14 protein-coding genes and 1 pseudogene are annotated in these 18122 nt (G+C 59.7%); 6 read left to right on the top strand and 9 right to left on the bottom strand.

Going from position 1 to position 18122, the window contains the following annotated elements; genetic code table 11:
* The 6 genes from D3872_RS01185 to D3872_RS01160 form a co-directional block, all read left to right on the top strand.
* A partial coding sequence (locus tag D3872_RS01185) for a TonB-dependent receptor domain-containing protein (protein ID WP_119809081.1) occupies positions 1-915 on the top strand: 915 nt, incomplete at its 5' end.
* A gap of 383 nt (positions 916-1298) precedes the next feature.
* Positions 1299-3278, top strand: a complete 1980-nt coding sequence (gene hepC, locus D3872_RS01180; protein ID WP_119809080.1) for a heparin-sulfate lyase HepC — start codon at positions 1299-1301, stop codon at positions 3276-3278.
* Positions 3279-3290: 12 nt separating this feature from the next.
* Positions 3291-4646, top strand: coding sequence for an MFS transporter (locus D3872_RS01175; protein WP_119809079.1), 1356 nt, complete (start codon positions 3291-3293; stop codon positions 4644-4646).
* 106 nt (positions 4647-4752) lie between these two features.
* Complete coding sequence (locus D3872_RS25150; RefSeq protein ID WP_147373756.1) at positions 4753-5181, top strand: IS4 family transposase; 429 nt, start codon at positions 4753-4755, stop codon at positions 5179-5181.
* Positions 5182-5365: 184 nt separating this feature from the next.
* Complete coding sequence (locus D3872_RS01170) at positions 5366-7465, top strand: TonB-dependent receptor (protein WP_182915635.1); 2100 nt, start codon at positions 5366-5368, stop codon at positions 7463-7465.
* A gap of 788 nt (positions 7466-8253) precedes the next feature.
* Entirely contained in the window at positions 8254-9153 is a 900-nt protein-coding gene (locus D3872_RS01160) for a formylglycine-generating enzyme family protein (RefSeq protein ID WP_220476849.1), read from the top strand.
* Positions 9154-9172: 19 nt separating this feature from the next.
* Here the strand turns inward: D3872_RS01160 and D3872_RS01155 are convergent, their stop codons facing one another.
* The 9 genes and pseudogenes from D3872_RS01155 to D3872_RS01115 form a co-directional block, all read right to left on the bottom strand.
* Positions 9173-10606 (bottom strand): sulfatase family protein, encoded by a 1434-nt coding sequence (locus tag D3872_RS01155; protein WP_119809076.1) that lies wholly within the window; start codon positions 10604-10606, stop codon positions 9173-9175.
* A 114-nt stretch (positions 10607-10720) separates the two neighbouring features.
* On the bottom strand, positions 10721-12739 hold the full coding sequence (locus tag D3872_RS01150) for an outer membrane protein assembly factor BamB family protein (protein WP_119809075.1): 2019 nt from the start codon (positions 12737-12739) through the stop codon (positions 10721-10723).
* A 155-nt stretch (positions 12740-12894) separates the two neighbouring features.
* Positions 12895-13947 (bottom strand): LacI family DNA-binding transcriptional regulator, encoded by a 1053-nt coding sequence (locus tag D3872_RS01145; RefSeq protein ID WP_119809074.1) that lies wholly within the window; start codon positions 13945-13947, stop codon positions 12895-12897.
* A 141-nt stretch (positions 13948-14088) separates the two neighbouring features.
* Positions 14089-14503 (bottom strand): annotated as a pseudogene (locus D3872_RS01140) (DDE-type integrase/transposase/recombinase); the annotation flags it as partial.
* A 68-nt stretch (positions 14504-14571) separates the two neighbouring features.
* A complete protein-coding gene (locus D3872_RS01135) occupies positions 14572-15321 on the bottom strand; it encodes a FadR/GntR family transcriptional regulator (protein ID WP_119809073.1) in 750 nt (249 codons plus the stop codon).
* 202 nt (positions 15322-15523) lie between these two features.
* Positions 15524-16012 carry a hypothetical protein gene (locus D3872_RS01130; protein WP_119809072.1) on the bottom strand — a complete coding sequence of 163 codons (489 nt, stop codon included), beginning with the start codon at positions 16010-16012 and terminating at the stop codon, positions 15524-15526.
* Positions 16012-16350 (bottom strand): DUF6152 family protein, encoded by a 339-nt coding sequence (locus D3872_RS01125; RefSeq protein ID WP_119809071.1) that lies wholly within the window; start codon positions 16348-16350, stop codon positions 16012-16014. The genes D3872_RS01130 and D3872_RS01125 overlap by 1 nt, the downstream gene beginning before the upstream one ends.
* Positions 16351-16395: 45 nt before the next feature.
* Positions 16396-17817 carry an aminotransferase-like domain-containing protein gene (locus tag D3872_RS01120; RefSeq protein WP_119809070.1) on the bottom strand — a complete coding sequence of 474 codons (1422 nt, stop codon included), beginning with the start codon at positions 17815-17817 and terminating at the stop codon, positions 16396-16398.
* A complete protein-coding gene (locus tag D3872_RS01115; RefSeq protein WP_119809069.1) occupies positions 17814-18026 on the bottom strand; it encodes a DUF2970 domain-containing protein in 213 nt (70 codons plus the stop codon). The genes D3872_RS01120 and D3872_RS01115 overlap by 4 nt, the downstream gene beginning before the upstream one ends.
* Positions 18027-18122: the final 96 nt, after the last annotated feature.

The following is an 18122-nucleotide window of genomic DNA, read 5'->3' as shown; positions in this document are numbered from 1 at the left end:
AAGATCGGCCTGCAGCACGAAGTCAATCGAGATACCATGGTTTACGGCCTGTTTTCCACAGGCCACAAGGGCGTGGCATACGACCTGACCAGCGGCTTAACTGCGGCCGTGGCAAAGAAGCAGCCGGTGCCAGCGGAAACGGCGAAGAACTATGAACTGGGCGCCAAGCTGTCGCTCCTGGATAATCGCGCCATGCTGAACCTGGCTGTGTTCCGTACCGATTTCAAGGGCTTCCAGCAATCGGCCGGCTTTTTCGATGCGGATGGTCTTTTCCGTACCACGCTGCACAGCATCGGCAGCCTGCGCACCAGCGGCTTCGAGGCAGACGGCAACTGGCGCGTAAACCGTGAATTGGTGCTGAACGGCAGCTTGGCTTACACCAAGGCTATCGTCACCGAGTTCGAGAACGGACCTTGCTATTCGGTGATGAATGCGGCAGGTACTGCGGCAGTGCCTGGCGGTAACTGTGCCCCGAATCCGAAGTACAACAACACCAATGTGGCGGACCTGCGCGGCAAGACGCTGCCTAATGCGCCAAAGGTCAAGATCAATTTGGGGGCGCAGTACGATTTGGCGCTGCCGGATCGCAGCTTCGACGCCTTCGTCACGGCGGCTTACCGCTGGCAGAGCGCTACGCAGTTCTCCCTGAACCAGGATCCGGAAACCATCCAGGCCGCATATGGTTTGGCCAACATCGGCTTCGGCATCAAGGCCAAGACGGACGCTTATAAGCTGAGCTTCTTCGTCAACAATCTGTTTGACAAGCGCTATGCTACGGGCCTGGGCAACACAATCGGCAGCATCTATAGTGTGAGGGCGCCAAATGCCAATCCGCACCTGGTGAACATCACCCAGTGGATGCCGGCGCGCGATTACACCCGCTACTTCGGCGTTCGCCTGGACATGAGCTTCTAAGGGCACCGTGTGATAGTAGTGCGGCACCGGGCCGCGCTGCTATCGCTGCGCTTGCTTTTCGGTTTGCATGGCCAATAAGAAACTGCCAATGGAGGGTGGCGTGGTCCGAATGGCGACTGCTGATGAACCGCATGGCCACCACTTCTGACCACATCGTCGAGCTGATCGGCGATTGGTATCGTGCACGCTGGTAACTCGCAATACATTTCCATGTTCTGAAGAACGGCTGCGAATTGGAGTCCGGCACTTGGGCGCGGTTGATCGTCCTATATATCTGACGTTGATACGGCAATAGATTACGCATACTATTATTGCCTTGAAGTTTTGAGGCGCTATGTCACCGTCAAAAAATTGATATAAAACCATTATTGAAAGCTTAAGACATGAAAGTAAGGTATATCATAGGTTATTTGACACTTAGTTTAGTGTTTCTTCAAGCCGCGGCGCAAGATATTCCAATTGAAAAGGAAAGTTTTAACAATATCAATCTTTCTTACGCTGGATTAGAAAAGACAAATTCACTGTTTTTGGCCGGCAAATATGAAGATGCTGCCAAAGAACTGCTTAGTTATTATCGGAGCCGGAAAAACATAAAATTGCCAGACTTTAATGTGGGTGATGAAGCCAGTTTCCGAGGCAAATCGATTGGCGCCGCTAACCAAGAAAAAGCTGACAATGCGCTAGTGCATAAATTTCAGCCTCACAAAGGTTATGGCTATTTTGATTATGGAAACGATATCAACTGGGCCTTTTGGCCGGTTAAAGATAACGAAGTGCGTTGGCAATTGCATCGCGTAACATGGTGGCAAACCATGGGTTTAGCCTACCGTAGTAGTGGCGATGAAAAATATGCTAAAGAATGGGTATTGCAGTTTCGCGACTGGGCAAAAAAGAATCCCTTAGGCCTATCGGCCGATAACGACCGCTATGCGTGGCGCCCACTGGAAGTGTCTGCACGCATACAGAGTTTTCCCGGTACGTTCAATCTCTTTGTGGTTTCGCCAAGTTTTACACCTTCGTTTTTGCTTGAATTTTTGAACAGCATTAGCAAGCAGACAGATTATATTCCAAAACGTTACAGCGAAAAAGGAAATCACTTATTATTTGAAGCGCAACGGGTATTGGGTGTTGGCAGTTTCTTTCCAGAGCTAAAGCTGGCGGAAGCATGGCGAAGAAGCGGTATTGAAGTACTAAACCGCGAAATAAAGGGCCAAGTATATGCCGATGGCATGCAATGGGAACTTTCGCCTGTATACCACGTCGCTAGTATAGATATTTTCCTTAAAGCTTACAATTCGGCAAAAATGGCTGGCATAGCAAACGAATTTCCGGAAAGCTATAGCAAAACCATCGAGAGAATGGTGGAGGCAACTGTAAATATGTCATTCCCAGATTACAACACCCCTATGTTTGGCGACTCATGGGCCGTTGAAAAAAATGGCAGAATGAAGCAATTTCAAGAATGGTCAGAAACATTCCCAAACAATGCACATATCAAATATTTTGCAACTGATGGCAAGGAAGGGGAATTGCCAAACTATTTGTCGCGTGGCTTGAAAAACGCCGGGTTCTATACTTTTAGAAACGGCTGGAACGATAAATCAACTGTAATGATATTAAAAGCAGGTCCACCTGGGGAATTTCACGCCCAGCCCGATAATGGTACATTCGAACTTTGGGTAAAAGGGCGCAATTTTACGCCGGATGCTGGTTGTTACATATACAGTGGTAATGCAGAAATCAACAGGTTGAGAGATTGGTACCGCCAGACTCGGGTGCACAGCACCCTTACGCTTGATAATAAGAATATGGTGATTACCAAAGCAGTTCAAAACAAATGGGATACTGGCAAAAATCTGGATGTGCTAACCTATACCAATCCTAGCTATAATGAGTTGAATCATCAACGAAGCGTGTTGTTTGTTAATCAAAAATATTTCTTTATCATTGATAAGGCAATAGGCAAAGCAACAGGAAACTTAGGTGTGCATTTCCAGTTGAAAGAAGACAGCAACCCGGTTTTCGATAAGGCGAAAAATAGGGTGTACACTTCTTATGCGGATGGAAACAACTTGCTGATCCAATCATTGAACACCGATAGAACAAGCCTTAGTGAAGAGTACGGAAAAGTGTCGTACATCTATAACAAGGAACTGTCAAGACCTGCATTTGTATTCGAAAAAGCAAAAAACGACGCAAACATTCAACAGTTCGTAACCATTGTTTATCCGTATGATGGCGGAAAAGCACCGGAAATTGGCATCACAGAGAATGCTGGCAATGATTTTTCAAAAGGTATCATCGACATAAGTGTAACTATTGATGGTAAGAAAAGTAATGTAAGAACTACATTGAATAAGTAACAGGAGGGTGGCGTGGTCCAGAAAGCGGTGCGGGGCGGACCCACAGGACAAGGCCGGGCAGTCGTCCTGACGACTGCCGCCTTCGTCGCGCTGCTGCCGCTGCTTGCCTTCCTCCTGCTTGGCGATCTGGCCTGGTCGCTTAAAGAGCGCGCGGTTCCGGAACTGGTGAAGCTCCAGTTGATGGCGTTCAGCCAGAATCTCCTGCTGGTAAACCTGATGTTTGGCGCCCTGCCGGCCGGCTTGGCGCTGCTGGCGGGTCCGCCCGTCGGTGCCTGGAGCGACCGCACGCGCACGCGCTTAGGGCGTCGCATTCCATTTCTGCTGGCGGGGGCGCCACTGCTGGCTGGCAGCCTTGTCGGCCTTGCTTACAGCGAGCCGCTGGCGGACTATCTGCTTGGGCTCGGTGTTGTGGCGCCGGGATACCGTCGGCAGGCTGTCATCGGCTGCATTCTCCTTTTCTGGACGCTGTACGAACTGATTACTGTGATGAGCACGCCGCTGTTTCTGGCCCTAATTACGGACACGGTTCCGCACCGCTTGCTGGGCCGCGTTTTCGGCCTGTTCCGCATTGTGAGCCTGGCCGTTGGCGCCTTGTTCTTCTACTATGTGTTCGGCAACAACGTGGCGGGGGTGGCGCCCCAGGTCATGCTGGTAATCGCGATTGTCTATCTTGTGGCTTTCACGCTGTTGTGTCTTTGCATCAGGGAGCCGGCTTATCCTCCGCCGACGCCGACCAGGCAAGCGTGGCGCGGCTTGGAGCGCTTGGGTGCAGGGGAGGGCAAAGCCCCCTGGTTCTATGTGCTTCTGTTCGGGGCCGTAGGCGTGTCCACCATTTCCTCCTTGCCGGTCAACATCAACAGTCAGAATGCAATCGCGCAATTCGGCGTTGACCCGCGAGGTTTTGGTCAAGCAGTGGCGGTTACCTATTGCATATCGATTGCGTTGGCGCTGCCGCTAGGCTGGCTGGCCGACCGTTTCCATCCCCTGCGGATCGGCGTCTGGCTTGTTGGACTATATGCGTTGAGCATGCTTGCGGCATGGCTGTGCGTGACGGGCAGGACGTCGTTCCTTATCTGGCTCGTTGTGCACGGGGTGCTGGCGGGTGCGGTTTTAAGCGGAACTGCATCCTTGCTGCCGATTATGTTACCGGCAGAACGATTCTCCGAGCTGGCGGCGTTTTACTGGTCGATGACAGCGATCCTCACAGTCGTTCTCACGCTGGCAACTGGCGCAGTGCTGGACTGGAGTGGCAGCGATTTCAGGCTGACCTTCCTTGCGGCCGGTCTATTCGCACTGATTGGGACAGTGTTGTGGATTGCAGCGTTGCGCGCCTGGCGGCGCGCAACGCATGCGGCGCCTTGGTCGTAGAACGGGCCGGTAGTAACAAAGGAGGGGCGCGCGCTGGCGCTGTTCATGGCGGTGGCCTGACGCATGCCCCATTTGATGCGTATGGGACACAACTGCCCCGACTTGGATGCCCCTGTTCTACTCTGCAGATGACATTCGCGGGACCTGCTTGCTATCAAAACAGCCCAAGCCGGTGCAAGCGCCATGCCTAAACGACGTCATCCGCTTGTTTGCCCAACTCAGCGGCTTCGTAGGCCGCTGGGTCCAGTCGGCGCTGTCGCCTTCAGATCGTGAAGACGTCTCAGCGTTACGACGCGCTGGTATCGATACCACGAAATTTTGCGGAATGTCGCCAGGATTGCTACAAATTCTGGACTTTTTTCGCGTTTTTAAAAATTTTTTCTCACTTCTTGCGGAAAAATTGGTATCGTTACCTAAAATTGCGATGGCGAATGATACGAGCGCCCTTTCGTTGATTTTTCTTACAGAAGTTAGAAGCGTTAAGGTCGCGCTAAAGGCATGTCGCGATCAGCGTGGTCGGTTGTCAAATCGTTGAAAAATAGAGTGGAGATGTAGGAAATGAAGAACTATCACATCAACAAGCAAGCGCTGCAGGCCCGTCCACTGACAGTGGCTGTAGCGCTTGCCCTGGCAAGCATGAGTCCCGGGCTTGCATGGGCCGAGCAGGCTGACAAGGCCCGCCTGCCCCGGATGGCGGCGCCAAGCTTGAGACCGTGGTCGTGACGGCCAATAAGCGCTTGCAGAACCTGCAGGACGTGCCGGCCGCAATCACCGTCCTGAACGACACCGTCCTGCAGAACAACAATGTGCGGGATATGAATGATTTGCCCGCGTTGTCGCCGGCGCTGACCGTGACCTACGGTGCCCAGCCTGGTAATTTCAGCCTCAACATGCGCGGCATCGGTACCTATTCCCTCGGCGTCGGCGTCGAAGCGGACGTGTCGGTGATTATTGATGATGTCCCGCTGGGCATGCAGGCTGGCGCCTTCAAGGATCTGGCGGATGTACACCGCATCGAAGTCTTGAAGGGACCGCAAAGCACCTTGCACGGCAAGAGCTCGATCGCCGGCGCCGTGGCCATCACCACCAAGCCCATTGAAAGCAAATGGCGTACCCGCACCTCGACCTTGCTGACCAATGACAGCGAGTGGCGCCTCGGCGCCAGCACCTCGGGCGCATTGAGCGATACCGTGCGCATGCGCCTGTCCGCCAGCAAGACCAGCTTTGGCGGCGTAGTGCATAACCTGACCACGGGTGAGCGGATGAACGGCTCCAAGAACAAGACCTTCATGGGGAAACTGGAGTGGACGCCAAGCGATAATTTCGAAGTCGTGTTTTCGCCCTACGCCAATCGCAGCAACATCAATTGCTGCGTGCCGGTGTTTACCTCGATGACGCCAGGCGGCCTGTACTCAAACATCCCCCAGTTGCCGACCTCGGAGCTGCTGCGGGGCATAAACCTGCGCCCGGGCAATGTGGACGTGCGCAACGATTATCCGGCGGGCGGCAATTCGACCACCGCAGGTGCCGGCCTGAAGTTGCAGTACACCTTCGGCGTGGACTCGCTGCTTGCCAAACATGTGCTGAGTTCGATCACGTCTTACGCCAGCTACAAGATGAACGATTGGCAGGATCTTGACGGTACCGATGGTGACATCATGCGCTACATGCTGGTCAACGGCAAGCCGAGTGGCTTTACCGGCAGCATGATTCAGTACGGTATGTTTGACGTGGAATCGCGCACCCAGGAACTGCGGCTGACCTCGCCAGACAGTGGCGATGTGCGTTATCTGATCGGCCTGTGGTACGGCGACAACCGCCTGCAGCGCGAACTGACCAAGGCGCCGGCCGGTACGTTTGCCTCGTGGTATCACGCCAATGCGCGCAACACCAGTTATGCCCTGTTTGGCCAGTCGTCATGGGAATTCAGGAAAGGCACCAGCCTGATCACCGGCCTGCGATTGAACCGCGAAGATACCGGCTTCGGCTTCACCCGTTTCCTGCCGCCGCCAAATTTCGGCCGCGTCCCGCTGGAGCGGTTCGGCGGGGATGACGACGCCCACAGCGCCAACGACGTCACCGGCAAGATCGGCCTCCAGCATCAGGTTGATCGCGACACCATGCTGTATGCGCTGTTCTCCACCGGCCACAAGGGCGTGGCCTACGATCTGACCAGCTTCCTGACGAAGGAAGTGGCCGACAAGTTTCCGGTACCGGCGGAAACAGCGAAGAACTTTGAAATTGGCGCCAAGCTGGGACTGTTGGATGGCAAGGCCATGCTGAATCTGGCCGTGTTCCGTACCGACTTCAAGGGCTTCCAGCAGTCGGCAGGCTTCCTCGACCCAGACGGCATTTTCCGCACCACCTTGCACAGCATTGGCGGCTTGCGTACCAGTGGACTGGAAGCGGACGGCTCGTGGCGCGTGAGCCGCGCGCTGACGCTGAATGGTGCGTTCGCCTATACCCGTGCCATCGTCACTGAATTTGAGAACGGACCATGCTATTCGGTGCTGAATGCGGAAGGCACGGCGAGGGTGTCGCATAGTAGCTGCGTAAGAAATCCGAAGTTCGGCAATAACGCGGTAGCGAACCTGGGCGGCAAATCGCTGCCCAACGCGCCCAAGGTGAAGCTCAACCTGGGCGCCACGTACGACTTGCCATTGCCGTCGCAAAAGTTCAATTTCTTCCTCAACGGCGCATACCGCTGGCAGAGCGAGACCTTGTTCCACTTGAACCAGGACCCGGGCCTGACTCAAGGTTCATACGGCATTGCCAATCTTGGCTTCGGCATCAAGGACAAGAAGGGGCATACAAGCTGAGCGTCTTCGTCAACAACCTGTTCGACAAGGCCTACGCCACCAGCCTTGGCAACTCGATAGGCAGTCCGTATAGCGTGCTGAAGCCGAACCCGAATCCGCACATCGTTAACCACACTAGCTGGATTCCGGCGCGCGACTACACCCGGTATTTCGGCGTGCGTTTGGACGCGACCTTCTAAAAAATAGCAAGTGGCGGCGCTAGCCGCGCCAGCCTTCATGCAACAGCCCCGATGTGAATCGGGGCTTTTTTACTTGCGCCCCGCATGGGCGTACTCGTGTGGGTGCAAGTCCCGCCGCAAGCTGACCACAGCGAGCGAAGTGAAGCGCAACTGCGGAAGGCTCCGCCGGATCGGCGCCGGCAGGACCCGTCACGTGTATCTGCAGCTTGCGCAGCCCCATGGCGGTGACGTAGCATTCCATGCAGGCATGGCCGCCGCAGCAACAAGCTGGAAGTGGGAGCCCATGTTTGCGAGTTCGACCGGTTCCGTCAGCGTTTCAACGAAGCTGAGGAAATCGAAGGCGGGCGTGGCTGCCTTGTGGCCGGAGTAGCACGCTTGAGCGTGTATCGCAGGCAAGCTCCATCCCGCAGGGCCGGAGCGCCACGCTGTGCGCAACGATGGCTGGCGCCGAGGGGGGATGATATGGAAGGGTGGGCCGAGGCGCACAAAAAGCGGCTGCGCCTGTACGTTGAGCTGCGCAACGGGATGCCAGGGCACGATACGAGAGTTGCAGAGCGTGCCCGCAGTCGCTACCAAGTTATCAAGCTATCATATAAGGAGTAAAGAGGTATGCTGAACGACATGTTCGAGGGCATGGGTTTCGTTTCTGGTGGTTCGTTCGACATGGGGGCGGATGATTTCTACCCGGAGGAGGCGCCGCGTCGCCGCGCCAGGGTCGGCGATTTCTGGATCGACGAGACGCCGGTGACGAACCGCGAGTTCGCGCGCTTCGTCGATGCGACGGGTCACAAGACCTTTGCCGAATTCGCGCCCGATCCTGTGGACTATCCCGGCATGCTTCCTGAGATGGGACGCGCCGGGTCGATCGTATTCGTGCCGCCCGACAGCCCGGTCGATCTCGGAGGGCCGCCTGTCTGGTGGAAGTTCATCGTTGGCGCATATTGGCGGGCTCCATTGGGACCCGGCAGTTCGATCGAGGGACTGGAGGATCATCCGGTCGTGCATATCGCCGCGAGCGATGCGGAGGCCTATGCGCGGTGGGCCGGGAAATCGCTTCCGACCGAAGCCGAGTGGGAGTTCGCCGCGCGTGGCGGCCTGGATGGCGCGACCTATGCGTGGGGCGACGAATTCCAACCGAACGGAAAGGCGATGGCCAAGACCTGGCGCGGCCTGTTCCCGCATGAAAATCGCGCGGACTCCGGTCTGGAGCGCACGAGCCCCGTTCGCTCCTATCCGCCCAATGGCTATGGTCTCTATGACATGATCGGCAATGTCTGGGAGTGGACCCGGGACGCCTATGGGCAAGCACGATCGCCCGATGCGCCGACATGCTGTGGCGGGTCCCAGCATCCGGCAGGTGGCGAACGTTTCGAAACCCGCGTGACCAAGGGCGGCTCGCATCTTTGCGCGCCCAATTATTGCCAGCGTTACCGGCCAGCGGCGCGCTGGCCGCAGACCATCGATACATCGACTTCGCATCTCGGCTTCCGTTGCATCATCCGTGCATAGACCGGCCGCTCGCGTCTCGTCACTTCGTCACTTTCGCCTTGTCCTGCACTTGCGGATCGGGCGCGCCGCCGATCGGGCCTTCCTTCAGGTGCGGCGTCTCCTTGACGCGAACGGTGTCGCCCTGATCGTTGCGCCACGCCTCCAGACGTGTGCGCAGATCCTCGAGCGTCGCGGAATATTTCTTGTCGCCCGCCAGGTTGACGCGCTCGTCCGGATCGGCCTTCAAGTCGTAAAGTTCTTCTGCCGGCCGGTGATAATAGCGCGCGACGATCTTCTTTGCCGCCGGATCGCGCATCGCCGCCTCGCGCCATGATGGGAAAAAATTTCCTCTACCGGGGCGCTGCACGAACTGGTCGATGTGCGTGGTGTAGACATAGTCGGGGTGGAGGTTGCGGATGTACTTCCAACGCCCGGTGCGCACGCTGCGCATCGGATAGACGTTAACGTACTGGTCGTTGTCGTGCGTCGTGAAGATCGCGTCGCGATGGCCCGGCGCCGTCCCGCGCAGCAGCGGTGCGAACGACTTGCCGTCGATATCGACGGGCGGTTTGCCGCCTGCCATGTCGACCAGCGTGGGCAGGATATCGATCCAGCTGACCATCGCGTCGGTGCGCATGCCCGGCCGGACCGTCCCAGCCCAGCGCACAATCATCGGAACGCGGATTCCCGCGTCGTACAGGTTCCACTTCGCAAAAGGCCATTGCGCCCCGTGATCGGACGAAAACAGCACGATCGTGTTCTTGCCTAGCGTCCTATCCACCGTGTCGAGAACCGAGCCCAATTCGCTGTCCATCCGCGTCACCGCCGCATCGTATTGCGCGCGCGCGGTTCGGGTGATCGGCGTATCGACCGCCAGCGCCGGCAGCTTCACCGCCGACGGGTCATAGCCTTCGGTCGTCGCGGGCCAGGGAACATGCGGCCAGTTGCTGCCGACGAAGATCGCCAGCGGTTTGCTGCTGTTGCGCGCCTTCAGCCAACGGATGCTGGATGGTATGCCTTCGGGATCGTGGAAGGTGTCGTGTTCGAAATGGTCGAAACCGTACTGGGCGGTCTGCTGATAGTGCGAGACCTTGCCGAACGCGACGACCTCATAGCCTTGCTCCTGGAGGTACGACGGCAGCTTGCGCACCCAGCTGCGCGGCTCCGACGGGTTCGCTTCGGCGCCGGTGCGCGCTGGCATCAGCCCGGTGAGCAATGCGGCGCGGCTGGGCGCACAGGCCGGCGAGGCGACGAACGCCTGGTCGAACGCGACGCCCTCCTTGGCCAGTCGGTCGAGATTTGGCGTGCGCACGGTCTTGTCGCCATAGGGCCCGGTATCCTGATAGCCGAGATCGTCGGCCAGGAAGATGACGATGTTGGGCTTGCGCTCCTGCGCCGTGGCGATGGCAGGCAGCGATGCCGACACACAGGCGGCGGCGAACAAGATCAGGCGTAGCGTCCTGGCTCGGGTCATTCTCTCTCTCCTCGAATAGCGGCGCGGCCATCGCGTTGAATTCGGCCGTAAGCAGTTGGAAATGGCGCGCGACACCCCAGCCGGTCGAAGGCCGGGGACGTCCCGCGTGTGGGATCAACGCTTGTGATCCTTGATGCGGACGAGATTGCGGCCCCGCATCGTATACAGATAGCCCTGTTCATCGTTGGTGATGTGCGAGCCGCTGTACCAGCCGCCGTTAATCCCCTCGACCACAGCCGTCGCTGCGAAGGTGGTCGGGTCGAACTTGAAGACCGACGTGTCGGAGACACCGTAGACGATGCCGAGGTTGGTCACGAGCGCCGAGAAGCCGTGTGCGAGTTTGCGGATGTCCGCCTTGTGCACCATGGTGCGGAGTAACACATCCACCACGAAGGCGGTGCCGTTCCTCGCGATGCCGTAGAGATGCTGGCCCTGTATCGCGAGCGAGCCGATACCGGCGCCGAGATTGGTCTCGAGCCGCCACAGCTCCTTGCCAGCCTTTGGGTCAAAGGCGACGATCGTGCCGCGTGGCCCGGTCGCGAGCACATTGTCGCCACCGAGGAAGGCCACGCCTTCGCGGGTCGCGACGGCGCGGACCATCTGCGCCCGGTCGATCGGATTCACGAACGACCGGGACTGCTTCCCCTTCGGATCGTAGGTCCAGAACGCCCCGCCGCCCGCGCCGTCCGACTGTACGGCGAACAGCGCCAGTTGGTGGGCGGCGTCCCAGCAGACATCGAGCGGGCGGTTCTGCGCCGCGGGGAACTTGGCCGCTTGCGCGATGGGGCGCCCGCTTCGGGGATCGTAACGCCAGATGCCTTCGCCACTGTACTGGCCAGTGATGAGGTCGCCATCGACGATGATGGCATCCTTCGCCTCGCCCGGCGCCCGCAGATACTCGACCGTACCACGGCGAGTGTCGTGTTTTGCGATCGTACCCGTCCCGCCGACATAGACGACGCCCGCGCTCGCGGCGATGCCCATCACGGCCTGCGGATCCGCCTGGGCGCCCCTCTCGACGAGGTCGAACACGGTCGACTTGCCCGTCGCGAGGTCGATCTCTGCGACAAAGCCGTAGGCGCTTGTAACGATCGCGCGTCCCGCACGCTCAGCGATATTCCAGACCTCCCCCAATTCGAGGCCGTTCGTGTTGACACGAGCGATCGTGTTGGTGGCGAAGTCGTAGGCACGCAGCCCCGAGCCGCCCGCATAGATGATCCGATCGCCGATCCTGGCAAAGGCCTTCGCGGTGTCGTCGGTGGATTTTGCGATCTGGTATGAGGCGAGATTGTCCAGGCGAATTGCAGCGATCGCCGAGGAGCCGGAGGCGCCGGCCACGAGCCGGTCGCCGACCAGCTTGACCCAGCGCACGCTGCTACCCTCCAGCATCTCCTTTGGCGTGATGTTGGTGAACTTGCCGCTGGCGCGATCATACGCAAACAGCGCTGCACGTGTCGCTGCCGTCCCGTCGATCATCAAACCGGTGCCGATAAAGACCGTGGTCGCCGTCGCCGCCACCGAGCGGATGCCGACGGGCGTGTTCGCCGCCGGGTTCGGTACACCCAGACTGCGGATGGCGCCGGTCGCCGGATCATACTCCCACAGCGCCGGGCCGGGGATGTCCTTCCCCTGAGTGGTACCGGCCGCGTAGACGCGGCCATCCGGGGCAACGGTGATCGCCCGGAGATTGGGATCGCCCGTCTTGCCGAGCGTGACGGCTGGCATCTGCGGGTTCGAGACATCCCAACGGAAGAGGTTCGGACCATGATCTTTCTGCAGGACGCCCGCATAGACGTACTTGCCTGACGGGTCGGCTGCGATCGCCTGGATCGAGTGACCGCCCGCGAGGTCGGTCCTTGCGGTGACGCGGCCGGACGGGACGTGGAATGCGATGATCCTGGGCGGTTCGACATTGCGCGAGCCTATATAGACCGTGTCGCCGATCATCACGCCGCTCATCAAAGAGAATTGGCGCACCGCGGGGCCGAGGTCGAGAATCTCGGGACCACGCGCCTCTGGAGATGCCGCCCAGGCGCAAGCGGCGCCCAGCGACAATGCTCCGGTGGCAGCGATGGCCGCGGATGCCCCGGCAGCCCGCAACAGCGTCCGGCGGTGAATGGTTGAATCGGTCATGGTCGCTCCTCTGTGATTTTGGCGCCTTCAAGCAGCGAGCTTCGGCGCCTCCCGCACGGCGCGATCACTGCATGTCGCAGTAAAATCGCGCCGCGTTACCAAGTTTTGTGCAAATAGTGACTATGGAATGTTATTCCATGCCCTTGCCGGTTGCTTCAGGCCCCGGCGCGGCGTGTGCGGGGACGCTTGCCGGCGACCGGTCCCGCGGATTCGCGAATAATGAATTCGCTTGGAAATTCAATGCGTTGGCGACGTCCCGGTTGTCCCTGGATACGGCGCATCAATTCCTGAACCGCAGCATGCGCCATCGCGCCTATCGGTTGGCGCAAGGTGGTCAGGCCGGGCTGCACAGCGCGTGCCATTGGAATGTCATCGAAGCCGATGATCGAGACATCTTCTGGAATGCGCAGTCCTTTTTCGCGCACGGCAGTCATGGAGCCAATTGCCATGCAGTCGTTTGCGGCAAAAATCGCCGTGGGAGGATCGGGCAGGGCCAGCAGGGCGCGTCCAGCCTCCAGCCCGGAAGTTTCATTGAAGTCGCCTTCCTGGATCAGTTCCGGCGCCAGTGGCAAACCAGCGCCTTCAAGCGCACTGGAGTAGCCGAGCTCGCGCTCCGGACTTTGCCCGGTGTGCGCCGTACCTCTGATAAATGCGATCCGGCGGTGCCCCAGTTCTATGAGGTGGCTGACCGCATCGTGCGCACTACTTTGGTTGTCGGCCCGGACTACCGGCAAGCTGGTCTCACGGCAGTAATTCAACAGCACGATAGGGTGATCTGCATCCGTTTCCAGCTGCTTCAGGTAATCGGGCGATACGCGCGGGAGTACATAAATGAGCCCGTCCCATAAGCCGTGCAGCAACTGGCTCGCTTTCTGCCCCTTGCCATGCTCCAGTCCGCTTTGCGAGCTGTAGATGAACAAGTCCATATCGTACTTCCGGACCTCGTCGCTGACCGCCGTAGCGAACGCGTTCACGACAACGGATGAAAGGTCATTGACGATCACGCCGATCACGTTGGTGCGCCCCCCCTTCATCAGCCGGGCCAGGGCATTTGGCGCATACCCCAGTTCCTGGACGGCCTGGCGCACCATTTCGCGTGCTTTCTTGGATGCGCTTTCATCTTCATTGAGCGCGCGCGAGGCAGTCATGACGGATACCCCTGCCTTCTTCGCCACATCCACCAGGGTGACAGCCTTTTTCTTCTTCATTGCACTTTCTCTCAAATCCAGTTCGCTATTTCTGTTAACGTTACCGAACTTCGTTTAAAATTGCAAGCTGATCTTTTTCCTGTGCGTCCACCAACGTTGGCCTGGCACTGAGGTGAACTGTCAATAACGGACACTCGTGTTTCAAGCCGCCAGCTTGGTTTGCTGAAATTCTTTAGCAAACAAAGCTGGCGGAACATTTCCAAGTCGCGAATGCCGTCGCTGGCGGTTGTAGAAGCGATCGATGTATTCATGGATTGCGGCCTGCGCCTGTGCTGTCAAGGCTTGCGTCATTCGCTCTCCCATCGCATAACCCAACCAGTTCACAAGTGAACACATCCTTTACGCCAGCGACGTAGAGCCAACCTTCGCCAGTGGCCACGTGCGTAATGTCGGTCACCCAGGCCTCGTTCGGGCGGCATGGTGCGAAGGTCTGATTCAACAGACTGTCAGCGACAGGCAGGTCGTGATTCGAGTTGGTGGTGGCCTTGAACTTGCGCTTCTGCTTGCAGCGCAGGGCTAGCTCCTTACGCAGGCGGGCAATGCGGTCACGGCCCAGCTCAGGTGGTGTGGCAGGGGAGCAGTTTAAAATAGCTGCCCCCTATGCCGATGACAGGAGGGAACCGGTCAGGCTTTGCCGCCCTCGGCCATTTCCTGCGCGCGGCGCAGCCGTTCGCGGCTGTTGCTGAGGTGGGTACGCATCGCGGCGCGCGCCGATTCCGGATCCTTGCGCGCGATGGCATTGAAGATGTCTTCGTGCTCGTTGATCACCCTCTCCATGTAGATCACCGGGTCCTCCTGCGCCAGCCTGGCCGAATTGAGGCGGGCGCGCGGGATGATGTTTTTCCCCAGGTGGCCCAGGATGTCGTGGAAGTAGCGGTTCGACGAGGCCTGCGCGATCATCAGGTGGAACTGCTGGTCGGAGGCGACGGTTTCGCCGCCGGTGCGCACGCACGCTTCGAAGCTGTCCAGCGCGGCTCGCAGTTGCTGCAGCTGTTCATCGGTGCGGCGGCTTGCGGCCAGCCCGGCCGCTTCGGTTTCAAGGCTGATGCGCAACTCGAGGATGGCCAGCACGTCGCGCATGGTGATCACGGTGTTCGGGTCCAGGCCCAGCATGCCGGCGGGAGGGGGCTCGAGCACGAAGGTGCCAATGCCGTGGCGCGTCTCGACCAGGCCGGCGGCCTGCAAGTGCGAAATCGCTTCGCGCACGACGGTGCGGCTGACGCCCTGCAGCCGCATGATCTCCGATTCGGTCGGCAGCTTGTCGCCCGGATCGAGTGCGCCGTCGCGGATGCTGTCGGTGATGTAGGCGACCACGCCCTGAGCGAGATTGCGGTGCTTCTTTGGCGGCGCCGATGGCAGGGTGGTAGAGTTCATATGGGCTGGGAGGGGGATAAAAACGGGAAGATCCCGGATTGCCGTTTCCGAATGTGCAGATTATACAATGACATCCGTTGTCGGATGTCTGGTGACGATCCCGGATAGATCGGGGACAGACCGGGTCACGCTGACCTCGATCTCGACCAGATGGTGGTCTGTCCCCGATCCTAAGCGCCTTGACGCCCAGGCAGAGGAGCGGCTAGGTATAGGCCAGCAAGCGCCCGCAGCAGATCACGGCGATCCAGATTGCCAGCGATGCCGCCGCCTGGACGCGCGCCAGCGGCGGCGCGGCCACTTGCGTATTCCACGACGCCGCGCCCCGGTACACCCCGAGGTGAAACCATGCCGCATTCAGCCCGGCCAGCGCAATGAGAGAGAGCTTCAGCTGGAAGACCGGGTTGCCGGCGAAATCATGGGGATGGGCCGAAAACATCATCAGCCCGGCCGGCACGATAAGCCCCAGGCTTGCGACCGCCCACGGAAGCAGGTGGCGCGCGAGCGCCTGCACCGGCAGCGCGCGGGCGAAGCCGAGCACGCGCAGGTCGAACAGCGCGACCGACCCCACCAGTATTGCGAAACCGGTGATGTGGAAGATCTCGACGATCGGGTACATCCAGGTGCTGCCGCGCATCGCGGCGGCCAGCGGGGTCGCTTCCAGCCAGCCAAGGAGGCCGGCCGCGCCTTCCATCAGCGCAGCTCCGTGGTCTTGTCGCCTATGGTGATGCGTTCGGCGCGAAGTTCATCCGGCTTGGTGCGGTGGGGGTAGCCGTGCACGGTGGCGGTGTTCCCTTTTGCCAGGGCGTCCTTCGCCAGCCCGCGGTTTTCCATGCGGCTTGGCGGCGCCAGCACGACCAGCCAGGTCTTGGCGGCGGTCTTCAGGCGTACGTAGCCGTGCGGGTGGGTGTAGCCGGATTCTTCGATAGTGCCCTTCAGCTGCAAGGGCTTGTCGGCATCGTATTCGCTCCAGCCATGGTGGGCGCTCGCCTGGGTGGCGAACAACAGCGTTAACATGGCAAGCCATTTCATCGCGCTTTCTCCTTGAGGTGAACCAGCGCGGTCAATTCTATGCCACTACTGGCCGCCACGGGTGGAAAGCAGGCGCCCCAGCGTTGCCATCGCCGCTTCGGCGCGCGCATCCCAGGGATGGCCGTAGTTCAGGCGCAGGCAATTGGAGAACTTGCGCTGTGCGGAAAACATCGGCCCCGGCGCCACGCTGATGCCGAGCGACAGCGCGCGGCGGTGGATTTCCAGTGTATTGACGTCGCCCGGCAGCTCGATCCACAGGAAGTAGCCGCCGGACGGACGGGTGGCGCGCGTGCCAGCCGGGAAGTGGCGCACCACGGCCTGCATCATTGCTTCCTGCTGGACCGCCAGCGCGTGGCGCAGCTGGCGCAGGTGCTTATCGTAGCCGCCCTTGGCGAGGTAGTCGGCGATCGCAGCCTGCGCCGGCGCGGACGCCGACAGGGTGCGCGTCAGCTTCAGCCGCGCCACCGCCTTGGCATAGCGGCCGGGAATCGCCCAGCCCACGCGGTAGCCCGGCGCCAGGCTTTTCGAGAACGAGGAGCAGTGCATCACCATGCCGCTTTTGTCCCAGGCCTTGGCGGGCAGCGGACGCCGGTTGCCGAAATAGAGTTCGCCGTAGACGTCGTCCTCGATCAGCGGCACGCCGTGCGCTTCCAGCAGCGCGACCAGCGCCTGCTTTTTCTCGTCCGGCATCACGGCGCCCATCGGGTTCTGGAAGTTGGTCATCAGCCAGCACGCCTTCGGCTTGTGCCGTTCTAGCGCCGATGCCAGTCCCGCCATGTCGATGCCTTCGCGCGGGTGGGTCTGGACCTGGATCGCCTTCACGCCGAAGCCTTCCAGCGCCTGCAGCGCGCCATAGAACGCGGGCGACTCCACGATGACCGAGTCGCCGGGACGGGCCACCGTGTGCAGGCACAGGTTCAGCGCCTCCAGCGCGCCGTTGGTGATGACGATTTCGTCGGTGTGCACATGGACGCCGTCGGCCAGGTAGCGCAGCGCGATCTGGCGCCGCAGGCTGGCGTTGCCGGGCGTGAGGTCGTCGACCGTGCTCCACGGGTCCATCGCCTGCACGCTGGACGCCATCGAACGGGCCAGGCGCGGCAGGGGGTACAGCAGCGGGCTGGGGAAGGCCGACCCGAACGGGACGACGTCGCGCATCTTGGTCGATTCGAGGATCTCGAATACCAGCTCGCTGACCTCGATGGGCGTGGAGTCGTCGTCCGGGCGCGCCGCCGTTTCCGGTTCCGGCAGCAGCGTCTTGGCGCCGGCGGTGACGTAGTAGCCCGAGCGTTCGCGCGCGCGGATCAGGCCGCGCGCCTCCAGCAGGTAGTAGGCTTCGAACACCGTGGACGGGCTCACGCTGCGGCTGGCGCTGGCCTGGCGCACCGATGGCAGGCGGTCGCCCAGCTTCAGTACCCCGGTACGGATCGACTGGGCGATCTCCTCGGCGAAAGCCTCGTAGCGTTTCATGCCACTGCCGACTGGGCCACGAAGACCAGCAGGGCGATGAACAGCGCCGCGCCAATCAGGGCGGCGATGATGACGTAGAACGGGTTCATGCCGCCCTCGACGTCGTCGTCGAAGTCGCTTTTGCGGCGCAGCCCGATGAACGACCACGCAATGGCCTTCATCGTCCCGCCAAAGGAGCGGCCCCTGGGTTTGCTGTCGGTTTGTTTCATGGTAGACCTCCTGTAGCCACCGATTATCCCGGTTGCCGCTGCGCTGGTACAGATGCAGTTTGTATTGAAAACAGCATATCAGATGAATGTGTGCCG

Source organism: Massilia cavernae, assembly GCF_003590855.1.
In the GTDB taxonomy this organism is placed as follows: domain Bacteria; phylum Pseudomonadota; class Gammaproteobacteria; order Burkholderiales; family Burkholderiaceae_D; genus Telluria_A; species Telluria_A cavernae.
Note: the sequence above shows the minus strand (reverse complement) of the source record. Positions and strands in the feature narration are given on the sequence as shown.